Here is a 10,823-nt window from a genome sequence, read left to right on the forward strand (position 1 = left end):
AATAATAAAATCACCTGCTTACAAGGTCACGGTTTTGTTCTGAGTGATTGCCTCTACAATAGTGTACATGTTGGTTATCTCACCAACAGCCAGTTTAGTCTTAAGCTGGTAATAATCAAGGCAGGTGCCACATGACAGAATGGTCACTCCCCGACTGGCAAGGGTTGTCAGTTGATCCAGCACAGATGAGCCCTGCACTGCGAGCTTGACCCCGGCATTAAGTAGCAAGATTGTCGCCGGCAGCGGCTTGACCTCTAATAAAGTTGTCATAAACGCCTTGATAAGTACAGCCCCTAGTTCGGGTGAACCATGTCCCAAGGTATCCTGGGTGATTAAGTAAACCTGACTGCCAGCTTCAATAGTAGTAGTTGAGCATTTGTCAACCTCTGCCTGTTGTCCTGCCGTCCCCTTAACAATACTAATGTAGTAGTGCCCGTCCTTGACTTCCACGGCGGCCCCCAATCCATTGGCTGCAGCTAATTTGGTAACATTGTTCTTGGCTACCTCATTATCAACAATAACTCTAATCCGCCCGGAGCTAGTCTCCTCAATCGCCTTTTTCGTAGTAATAACCGGCCCAGGACAAGCCATACCCCGGCAATCAACAATTCTATCTGACATGAATTTCTCCACTCCCCTTGCTAGTTACATATCCAATCCTACTAGCTGGTGCTACTCCGGCCGAATGTAGTGCCAGCATCAGTTGATCAGCCTCCGCCTCAGGTACTGCAAACAATAAACCACCTGATGTTTGCGGATCACAGCAAATATCTCTAACCGGTTCCGGCACACTCTCTGCAAAAGTGACTGTTGTTAAATAACTCCTGTTAGCATATGCCCCGCCTGGCACTAATCCCATGGCCGCAGCCTCAACGGCCTCCGGTAACAGCGGTAATGCCCCACTGTCAATAACCATCATTACCTTACTTCCAGCCGCCATCTCATACGCATGACCAATAAGACCAAAACCTGTAATATCTGTACAGGAATGAATACTAAAACCTTCTGCCACCTTTGCAGCCATCGCATTGAGGGTTGCCATGCTGGTTGTAGCTGCAGCTACTCCGTGAGGAAATAGATCAGCCCGCGCGGCCGACGCTAAAATACCAGTTCCCAACGCTTTCGTAAGAATTAAGCAATCTCCAGGCTGAGCCCCCGCATTTGTCCAGACCTTATCCGGATGTACAATTCCGGTAACTGCCAGTCCATATTTAGGCTCATTATCGTCAATGGTATGACCACCAATGATTACAGCTCCGGCCTCAGCTACTTTATCCTGTCCCCCTTGCAAAATTGCTAATAAAACTTCACCTGGCAATTTACAGTTAGGAAATTCTACTAGATTTAGTGCCGTCATCGGCGTTGCCCCCATAGCATAAATATCACTCAGGCTGTTGGCGGCCGCTATTTGTCCAAACAGATAAGGATCGTCGACTATAGGTGTAAAAAAATCAACCGTCTGTACCAAAGCCGTTGTTGCGTTCAGTTTATATACCCCGGCATCATCCGATGTAGTAATACCCACAAGCACATTGGAATTCTGCATCACTGGCAGCTTACTCAATACTCCGGCCAGGTCCCCTGGCCCCACCTTAGCCGCTCAGCCACCACGCTGGGTATATTTTGTAAGTTTTACCACAAATAATGCACCTCCTTTGCTACTATCTTTGTTATATATTATACCCTGAATAGCTTATACCCTGCTGAGAAAAAAACTTTATTGGATTTCATATAGAGACTATTCACTCGAATTTGCAGTTTTCACTGCATTCTGACGGACAAGAGCTAAAACCATCAAGATAATCACATGGTTCCAGATGGATAACAACATCACAGGGGGAAAATTGGCTCTTTATCTTTGCCTCAATCTCATCACATACAGTATGTGCCTTGGCAAGATTCATATCTTTTTGCAGCACCAGATGCATATCAATCTGTCGATTGCTGCCGGAACGCCTGGTTCTCAACTGGTGAAAGGCTATGACAGCCGGATGACTCTTAATAATGTCCCTGATTGCTGCTGCCTCTTCTTCTGGCAAACTAACATCAGTCAACTCATAAACACTTTTCATGGTCATACTGAAGCCGGCTTTAAATACGACTAAAGCTACAACAATAGCAATAACCGGATCAAGCCAGTATAGCCCAGTCATTCTGATAATTCCAAGCCCGATAAACACGCCAGCACTTGTCCAGATATCGGCTCTCAAATGTAACGCGTCGGCCTCTAGAGCATGTGATCCGGTACTCTTAGCTACATCATAAAGTTTTCTGGATACCCAATAGTTAACAATCATCGATATGGCCATTATCAGCAATCCGTACTCCAAATATTCCGGAATATGCGGCGAGTTTATCTTTTGTACTGATTCATATACAATCCAGAGTGCAGCCATTACAATGAGAACAGCTTCAAAAGCGGCTGACAGGTTTTCAATTTTACCATGGCCATAGGCATGTTGACTATCTGGTGGCTGGCTGGATTTTTTTACAGCAACATAGGCTACCAAGGCAGCAATCAAATCAACTGCCGAATGAGCAGCCTCAGAAATAATGCTGACAGCCCCAGTAAATACACCGACTAATAATTTGAGTACAACAAGCAGCGTGTTAGATACTATCGATAGCCGCGCCGTACGCTGCTTTAATTGATTGCTCTTCGCTTCCAAACTCTTCCCTCCATTAAAACAAAGTAGGTTAAACCCGCGGAACCGCATAGGTCCCGCAGGCTTAACCTGCTGCTTAACTTGCCCGGCTACGCCGGCAATAGCCGACCGCCTGTTCCTATACTTATTATATTAGCACAGCCAAAGAAATGTGTAAAATTTTCACAGCTTTTCCATTTACTTAGCCAATATGAGCAGTGTGATGCACCGGATATCCCAGTGCGGCCAGCTTGTCGGTAAGTGTTTTTACATCATTTATGTCGGCACGGATAATTACTTCATACTGTCCATCCTCTGTCGGGTAGCAAACAAAGCTACCCATACTGATACCCTGCTCTTTAAACACACCGGAAATATCATTGACAACGCCTAGCCGGTCAGGCACAAGAATGGTAAGGCGAGTTTTTCCCTGAGGCAACCCCATAGCGTCAACAAAAGCTTTAAATATATCAGTTTCTGTTAAAATACCAACAACCTGTTGATTGGCGTCAACAACAACTAGCCCGCCAATTTTATTGTTATACATTACGAGCGCGGCTTCTTCCACTGCGGCGTCAACACAAATTGTCATTACCTTTTTTGTCATAATATCTTTAACTTGCATTTTTGACAAAAGGTAGTTTAGTTCAAATACTGACAGAGAAGTTGCTGGCGATGCAGATACTTCCCTCAGATCTCTGTCGGTAACAATACCAACCAGTTTGCCATTATCTACCACCGGCAAGCGACGAAATTTGTTGTTGCGCATAAGTTGTAAAGCATCAACAACAGTCATGGCTGAGGTAATGGTAGTAGGATTAGCTGTCATTCGTTTTGATACGATCATAGCATAACACTCCCTACTTATGAAATTTGGGATATTTTATATTCCACGGCAGATTAGCCGCCAAGATATGCTTTTCTAATTTCCTCACTTGCGGCCAACTCTTTGGCGTCGCCGGACAGTATAACCCGCCCGGTCTCAAGTACATAAGCCTTATTGGCAATGGATAACGCCATATGAGCGTTTTGCTCAACCAAAAGGATGGTTGTACCGTTCGAATTAATATCTTTAACAATAGAAAAAATCTCTTTCACTAACAGCGGTGCCAGGCCCATTGACGGCTCATCTAACAATAGGATGCGTGGGCGGCTCATTAGCGCCCTCCCCATGGCCAGCATTTGCTGCTCACCGCCGGAAAGCGTACCGGCAAGCTGACTACGCCGTTCGGCCAACCGTGGAAAACGCCCAAACACCAAATCCATATCAGCCTTGATTTCTTTAGTATCAGATCGTAGATAAGCACCAAGATCCAAATTCTCCAGCACCGACATATGAGCAAACACTCGTCGGCCTTCAGGAACCTGGGAAATTCCCAGCTTAACAATATTCTGAGCTGGTATACCGGCAATATTTTGACCCTCAAACATAATTTGCCCTGTTTTGGGCTTCAAAAGCCCTGAGATAGTACGCAATGTTGTGCTTTTGCCTGCACCATTGGCACCAATCAAGGTTACAATCTCTCCCTGGTTTACCTCTACACTGATGCCTTTTAGGGCGTGAATAGCACCGTAATATACATTTATATCATCAACTTTTAACATTACCATGAGCTAAACCTCCTCCCCGAGGTAGGCCTCGATAACCCGCGGATTATTTTTAATTTCCATCGGCGTACCTTGTGCAATTATGCTACCATAGTCAAGCACATAAATCCGCTCACATACACCCATAACAAGACTCATATCATGCTCAATTAAAAGAATGGTTAGATTAAATTCATTCTTAATCCAGCGAATCATTTCCATTAGCTGCTGCGTTTCCTGCGGATTCATCCCAGCAGCAGGCTCATCTAATAATAGCAACTTGGGTTGAGCCGCCAAAGCCCGGGCAATCTCTAACCGTCGTTGCTCTCCATAGGGGAGATTTTTAGCAATTTCATTTTTTTTATCGGCCAGTTGGAAAATTTCCAAAAACTTAATGGCTTTTTCTTCTATTTCAGCTTCTTCTTTATGGTAACGGCCAACGCGCAACATTGATTCCAACAGCCCATATTTGACATGAAAGTGATAGGCAATCTTAACATTATCAAGCACACTCAGATCAGCAAACAGACGAATGTTCTGAAATGTACGCGCTATGCCCTTTTGGGTAATTTGATAAGGTTTAAGACCTACAATACTTTTGCCATCAAACTCAATTTGCCCCTCTGTTGGTTCATACACGCCGGTTAACAGATTAAAAGCCGTAGTCTTACCCGCACCGTTAGGGCCGATTAGTCCAACCAACTCGCCAGGTGCAATTTCAACGTCGAAATTAGACACTGCCCTCAGGCCGCCAAAGACAATAGATAACTTAGTTGTCTTGAGTAGAGCCATGTTTCTTACCTCCTGTCCAGCGGCTTAACATCTTCAGGCTTAATTCTTTGTTACCAAACAAGCCCTGTGGCCGATACAACATTAAAATAATTAACATCAACGAATAGATAATCATCCGCCACTCCGGGTAGCTAGCCAGCGCTGCCGAAACAAAGGTCAGCAAAACCGCGGCAGTAATGCTCCCGCTTATGCTGCCAAGCCCCCCTAATACCACCATGGTCAAAATATCAAAAGACTTCATGAATGTAAAGGAGGCAGGATGGGCGATATAAAAGTAGTGAGAAAATAGGGAACCGGCTACACCGGCAAAAGCTGCCCCTATGGTGAATGCTAATACTTTATATTTTGTCGTATCAATACCCATAGCTTCGGCGGCAATCTCGTTTTCCCGGACAGAGATGCAGGCCCGGCCATGTGTCGAGTCAATGAAGTTCTTAATAACAAACACAGTAAACACCGTAAAGGCAAACATCCAGGTAAAGTCAGTATAGCGGGGTATCCCCATAAAGCCTGACGCACCGCCAACATACTGAATGTTGAGAATAGTAATCCGAATAATCTCACCAAGACCCAAGGTTGCTATAGCAAGGTAATCACCATTTAACCGCAGTGTCGGCAGACCAATCGCAAAGCCTAAAGCCCCGGCTCCAAGTGCTCCACCAGCAATAGCAACTATAAACGGCAATTGAAATTTAACTGTGAGCACCGCGCTAACATAGGCACCTATTGCCATAAATCCAGCATGGCCAATAGAAAATTGGCCGGTAAAACCATTAATAAGGTTCAAGCTTACTACTAGAATAATATTAATCCCAATTAATACTATATTAAGTTGCCAAAAAGGACCAATGACATCCGTCAATATCAAACCCTGAATAGTGGCATACACTACTAAACAGGCCACCAATGCCATTATATCTGATTTAGTTTTTTGCAATAATTTCATGGCCTGTCACCTACACTTTCTCCCGGATATTTTTACCTAACAGGCCAGCCGGTTTCCACAATAAAATAATAATCAAAATGGCAAAAGCCGCCGCATCCCGGAAAGTAGAAGACCAGAAACCACTGACTAAAGCTTCAATAATACCCAAAATCGTGCCACCAAGCATGGCACCCGGAAGACTGCCAATACCGCCAAGTACTGCGGCAACAAAAGCCTTGAGACCTGGCATAATGCCCATCAATGGGTCAATCGAGTTATAATAAATACCTACAAGTACACCAGCTGCGGCAGCCAATGCTGAACCAATACCAAAAGTAAAGGAAATTACCTTATCCACGTCAATACCCATAAGCTGAGCGGCTTCGGTATCAAATGATACCGCACGCATGGCTTTGCCCATCTTGGTCTTATTTACGACATAGGTCAGAATGACCATTAGTAGCAGGGATACCACTAAAATAACCACTTGCTGACTATTTATCACCATACCGGCAATATTATATACCTCGGACTCAAAAAGCACGGGGAAGGTACGCGGTTGTGGTGATACCAGCAGCATTCCACCGTATTCTAAAAAGAGTGATACACCAATTGCCGTAATTAATATGGCAATTTTAGGTGCATTTCGTAGTGGACGATAAGCCACTCTTTCAATGACCATACCAATAACACCGGCTGCAGCCATCGAAAAAATTAGTGCGGGAATAAAAGAAAACTTAAACATTGTAGTGGCAAAGAAGCCTGCATACGCACCCACCATGTAGATATCACCGTGGGCAAAATTGATCAGCCTGATTATACCGTAAATCATCGTATAACCCAGCGCAATGAGCGCATAAATGCTGCCCAGAGAAATACCGTTAATTAACTGTTGACCGAATTGTATCAGTAAACTTGAGGAATCCACTGCGCTCTCCACTCTCCATTTCTAAAAATAGTATTATATGTTGAAGGGCCGGTTGGTCCGGATAGCCAGGGCAGAAACTGCCCCGGCCACAGAGGACGCACCTTAGCCTTAGTTAGGGATTTACCTTTTCCTTAAAGGTTTGCTTGCCGTCTTTCATTTCAATAATTACAGCACTCTTAACCGGGTCATGCGAAGCATTAAAACTAATTAAACCTGATACGGCTTGATATTCTTTGGTCTTAGCCAATTCGTCTTTAATTTTAACCGGGTCAGCGCTGTTCGCCCGTTTCATGGCATCAATAACCATCATAGTTGCGTCATAGGATAATGCCGCAAAGGCATCTGGTGTCTGATTGTATTCTTGCTTATAGGCTTCAACAAAGTCCTTTACTGCTGCACTGTTATCATCAGGGGAATAGTGGTTACTGAAAAACGTATTGTTTAAGGCTGTCGGACTGCCAATTTCGGGTAATTTAGCCGAATCCCAGCCGTCGCCACCCAAAATCGGAACAGTTAGGCCAAGCTCGCGAGCTTGTTTTATAATCATACCCACTTCCTGATAATAGCCAGGTACAAATACCACGTCAGGATTTTGCGACTTAATTTTAGTCAAGGTAGCTTTAAAATCGGTATCTTTGGCCAAATAGGCTTCGTTCGCTACAATTATACCACCATTTTTTTCAAAGGTTTCTTTAAAAAATTGGCCTAAGCCCTTAGCATAGTCACTGGTGTTATCAATATATAATGCGGCTGTTTTAGCCTTAAGTGACTTTTGCGAGAAAGTAGCCATTACTGAGCCTTGGAATGGATCAATAAAGGCAGCCCGGAAATTAAAGTCACGAACCTTACCGGTGTTAGGATCGACGGTAACTTTGGGGTTAGAGGCTGTCGGGCTAATGGCCAGTACTTTGTTATCGGCATTCACCTGAGCCGCTGCAATAACACTTGAGGAGGCAATTGGTGCAATAACGGCTACTACTTTATCCTGGGTTACAAGCTTTTGCATGGCATTAGCTGCTTCTGCGGCCTCGCTCTTATTATCAGCTACAACCAAGGTAAGTTGTTTGCCAAGAACACCGCCTTTGGCATTAATTTGTTTAATTGCCAGTTTGGCACCATTGGTCGCTGATTGGCCAAAGGTAGCATTATTACCGGTCATTTCTAAATTGGCTCCCAGTTTAATTACATCTGACTGTTGGCCACCACTGCCACCGCAGCCTGCTACTAAACCTGCCAGCATAAGGCTACTTACCACAACACTGACTAGCTTGGTGAATCTTGTCTTTAGCATGGTTGTTCCCCTCCCAAATACATAACTCTACATGATATAACGCCGATTTAGTATGTACATTATCGCCCCCCATAATGTAGAGGACTTGCCTGACAGTACGCCGCCAATCCTCCCGCCGTTAGTACTCCATGTCCACTAACAACACATAGGTGTATGCCATACAGTGTAATTATAGGGGGCTTGTCCATTGCTGTCAATACTCTCAGCATAGTACATCACTTTAAATGTCTATCGCCAACGGACATTTACTATGTTATTCCATATGAAAAAGGGGTAAGGTTATAACCTTACCCCCTGCCAGGTAGTCTACAGTACCCAGAAGTTACTATTTCATTGTTTCGCTATCTGTAAAAAACGGTAGGCTCGGCATTAGTTTCCATGTTCCAGACACCGCACGGACAGATACCGGCACAAATACCACAACCGATACATTTATCAGGATCTGAAGTATACTCGACACCATTCTCACCCAAAGTACGAGTAATAGCATTCTCCGGACAGGATTTGAGACACATATGGCAATCACGACATGTACCACAACTGATACAGCGACTATAGTCGCTATTTGCCTCCGGAACATCACAGCTATGGCATTTTTTAAAGTAGGCTGTGCTTATCCTGCTTGCCGGAATTTTCGTTTTCTCTACCGGAGTAAAACTGCTCTGGTCCAAATAAGCGTTAGCAGCCAGCGCGGCCTGACGTCCAGCACCAATAGCATCAACCAACCTGCCTGGCCGGACGGTGTCACCAGCAGTAAAGATACCAGTAGCAATACTATTGTCACTGTCTGGTTTTAGGCAACCACGTTCAAGCACAATCTCTTCAGGTACAAAACTAAGATCAGGTGCTTCACCAATGGCAATTATTACCGTGTCGCCTTTAATCAGCTGCCCCTCTTGGGTAATAATGCCCTGGTCTGTGATCTCTTTCGTAAATACCGGCCAAAGGATTTCGGCCCCCAAGGCCTTAACATGAGCAATCTCTTGTTCAAAAGCTGCCGGGCGCTGAACATCAATGCAGGTAACCTGCTCTGCCCCAAGGCCATAAGCTCCTACCGCTACATCCATTCCTGAATTGCCGCAGCCGATAACAATAACTCGTTTGCCGATTACCGGCTTTTGGCCCTGATTGATAGCCTTGAGAAAATCAAGACCTTTAACCATTCGCTCATGCCCCGGCCAAGGGATGACTTTGGTAACATGAGCGCCGGTAGCAATTACAACTGCATCATGACTGTCTTTTATTGTAGCAAATTTTGCTTTATCAACGCTAACTCCTGTTTTGAAAGCAACACCCATCTCAGCGATCCGGGCAATTTCCCGGCTTAGCGTTTGTTGCGGTAGACGGGAACGGGGGATAACCTGTTCCATTTTACCGCCCACTTTTTCATCAGCTTCAAACACGGTTACTTCATGTCCCAGACGAGCTAACTGCCACGCAGCGGTTAAGCCGGCGGCACCACCGCCGATAATAGCCACATGCTTGCCGGTTTTGGCTTCGGCTTTAGGCAGCTCAGCTTGACCGGAATATTGACCCAACTTACCAATTTGAGCTGAAATATCCACTGTTTTACGAGTGCAATCATCCATACACAGGTTGGGGCAAACTGCGCCGCACACCGATCCCGGGAATGGTGTGTATTCAAGCACCAGCCTGTAGGCTTCATCAATCTTCCCATCTCTCAGCAGGTTAAAACGCTGCTGTGATGGGATAGAGGCAGTACAATTGAATTCGCAGGGTGCACTGTATTTTCCGTTTTCCCATACAGGTACGCGCCGACGGTATTTGCCAGTGGTAATTGCACCTATTACTGCAAAATCATCCTCACATACATCACCAAAAATACTACCAGGCACCCACTGATCCGTACGGAAGTCACGGATATTAGTATTAGCTTTTTTGGGCCGTTCTTCATAAGAAAGCGGTACTACCTTCTGCCACTGACGCCAATCAGTCAATTCATTCCGTAGCTCTGAGCGATCAATAGCACCCAGAAAGTCATCCATTTTGCCATCAAGATACGCAATATCCTCCGCATCCAGCGTTAGTATCTTGGTATCCTTAGCCGATATACCACCGGCAGCACCCCGAAAATAGACAATGCCACCAACCATACCGGTACAAGCGCGATCGCCTAATACGGATTCAAATTGCTCACTATCATAGCCACATACTACTGCAGTACCGCCACCCATAAATTCAAAGGCAAAACTGCCGACATTTTTTAGTACCCAGAATTCTGGTGCTTCATAGTATGGATCATGTTTCATCAGTGATCCGGAACGGGTTCCTGCCCGGCCACCAACATAGATCGTGCCTGCAGCCGCACAATGAGCTGTTGTATCACCGCCATCGCCTTTTATTACGATGCGGCCACCAGCATTAAGCCAGCCAACATCAGCGGAAACCGAACCTTCAACAATAATTTCTGTTCCGGGCAAGCACATAGAACCCACACGTTGACCGGCATTTTTTATATAAAATTTTAATGGCTTTCCTTCCGGATGCCAGAGCGGACCACCAATATCATGTTGACCTGCTGCTTCAATGTGAAACTCGGTTTCTCCTTGTGCCAACGCCATATTGATACGCTCTAAGAGGTCCTGCGTTGACATCCGATTATTACCGTCGATAGTATTTATTTTAAACATGCGC

At 45.1% G+C, this 10,823-nt stretch carries 10 protein-coding genes and 1 riboswitch; all 10 genes read right to left on the reverse strand.

Annotation, left to right across the window (positions count from 1 at the left end):
- Positions 1–18: 18 nt before the first annotated feature.
- Positions 19–621, reverse strand: a complete 603-nt coding sequence (gene yedF / locus AC1ECB_RS23710) for a sulfurtransferase-like selenium metabolism protein YedF (protein ID WP_485666103.1) — start codon at positions 619–621, stop codon at positions 19–21.
- Positions 611–1,639, reverse strand: a complete 1,029-nt coding sequence (selD, locus tag AC1ECB_RS23715) for a selenide, water dikinase SelD (RefSeq protein ID WP_485666104.1) — start codon at positions 1,637–1,639, stop codon at positions 611–613. Before selD ends, yedF begins: the two co-directional genes overlap by 11 nt.
- A gap of 103 nt (positions 1,640–1,742) precedes the next feature.
- On the reverse strand, positions 1,743–2,669 hold the full coding sequence (locus AC1ECB_RS23720) for a cation diffusion facilitator family transporter (protein ID WP_485666105.1): 927 nt from the start codon (positions 2,667–2,669) through the stop codon (positions 1,743–1,745).
- A gap of 46 nt (positions 2,670–2,715) precedes the next feature.
- Positions 2,716–2,796: riboswitch (NiCo riboswitch) on the reverse strand.
- Between the two features lie 51 nt (positions 2,797–2,847).
- Positions 2,848–3,492 carry a CBS and ACT domain-containing protein gene (locus tag AC1ECB_RS23725; protein WP_485666106.1) on the reverse strand — a complete coding sequence of 215 codons (645 nt, stop codon included), beginning with the start codon at positions 3,490–3,492 and terminating at the stop codon, positions 2,848–2,850.
- Positions 3,493–3,545: 53 nt separating this feature from the next.
- Entirely contained in the window at positions 3,546–4,250 is a 705-nt protein-coding gene (locus AC1ECB_RS23730; RefSeq protein ID WP_485669393.1) for an ABC transporter ATP-binding protein, read from the reverse strand.
- Positions 4,251–4,259: 9 nt separating this feature from the next.
- The gene (locus AC1ECB_RS23735) at positions 4,260–5,024 is read right to left on the reverse strand and encodes an ABC transporter ATP-binding protein (RefSeq protein ID WP_485666107.1); all 765 of its coding nucleotides are present in this window, start codon (positions 5,022–5,024) and stop codon (positions 4,260–4,262) included.
- Positions 5,002–5,970 carry a branched-chain amino acid ABC transporter permease gene (locus AC1ECB_RS23740; RefSeq protein ID WP_485666108.1) on the reverse strand — a complete coding sequence of 323 codons (969 nt, stop codon included), beginning with the start codon at positions 5,968–5,970 and terminating at the stop codon, positions 5,002–5,004. The genes AC1ECB_RS23735 and AC1ECB_RS23740 overlap by 23 nt, the downstream gene beginning before the upstream one ends.
- A gap of 10 nt (positions 5,971–5,980) precedes the next feature.
- The gene (locus tag AC1ECB_RS23745; protein WP_094606634.1) at positions 5,981–6,877 is read right to left on the reverse strand and encodes a branched-chain amino acid ABC transporter permease; all 897 of its coding nucleotides are present in this window, start codon (positions 6,875–6,877) and stop codon (positions 5,981–5,983) included.
- Between the two features lie 112 nt (positions 6,878–6,989).
- Positions 6,990–8,168, reverse strand: coding sequence for an ABC transporter substrate-binding protein (locus AC1ECB_RS23750; protein ID WP_485666109.1), 1,179 nt, complete (start codon positions 8,166–8,168; stop codon positions 6,990–6,992).
- Positions 8,169–8,509: 341 nt separating this feature from the next.
- Positions 8,510–10,819 carry an FAD-dependent oxidoreductase gene (locus AC1ECB_RS23755; RefSeq protein ID WP_485666110.1) on the reverse strand — a complete coding sequence of 770 codons (2,310 nt, stop codon included), beginning with the start codon at positions 10,817–10,819 and terminating at the stop codon, positions 8,510–8,512.
- Positions 10,820–10,823 lie beyond the last annotated feature (4 nt).

It is taken from the genome of Sporomusa sp. 246TCP1 (assembly GCF_057319775.1).

What these genes read in the sequence shown, in the direction of transcription:
- yedF (WP_485666103.1), bottom strand. Translation starts at nt 621, where the DNA reads ATGTCAGATAGAATTGTTGATTGCCGGGGTATGGCTTGTCCTGGGCCG.
- AC1ECB_RS23725 (WP_485666106.1), bottom strand. Translation starts at nt 3,492, where the DNA reads ATGATCGTATCAAAACGAATGACAGCTAATCCTACTACCATTACCTCA.
- AC1ECB_RS23730 (WP_485669393.1), bottom strand. Translation starts at nt 4,250, where the DNA reads ATGTTAAAAGTTGATGATATAAATGTATATTACGGTGCTATTCACGCC.
- AC1ECB_RS23735 (WP_485666107.1), bottom strand. Translation starts at nt 5,024, where the DNA reads ATGGCTCTACTCAAGACAACTAAGTTATCTATTGTCTTTGGCGGCCTG.
- AC1ECB_RS23740 (WP_485666108.1), bottom strand. Translation starts at nt 5,970, where the DNA reads ATGAAATTATTGCAAAAAACTAAATCAGATATAATGGCATTGGTGGCC.
- AC1ECB_RS23750 (WP_485666109.1), bottom strand. Translation starts at nt 8,168, where the DNA reads ATGCTAAAGACAAGATTCACCAAGCTAGTCAGTGTTGTGGTAAGTAGC.
- AC1ECB_RS23755 (WP_485666110.1), bottom strand. Translation starts at nt 10,819, where the DNA reads ATGTTTAAAATAAATACTATCGACGGTAATAATCGGATGTCAACGCAG.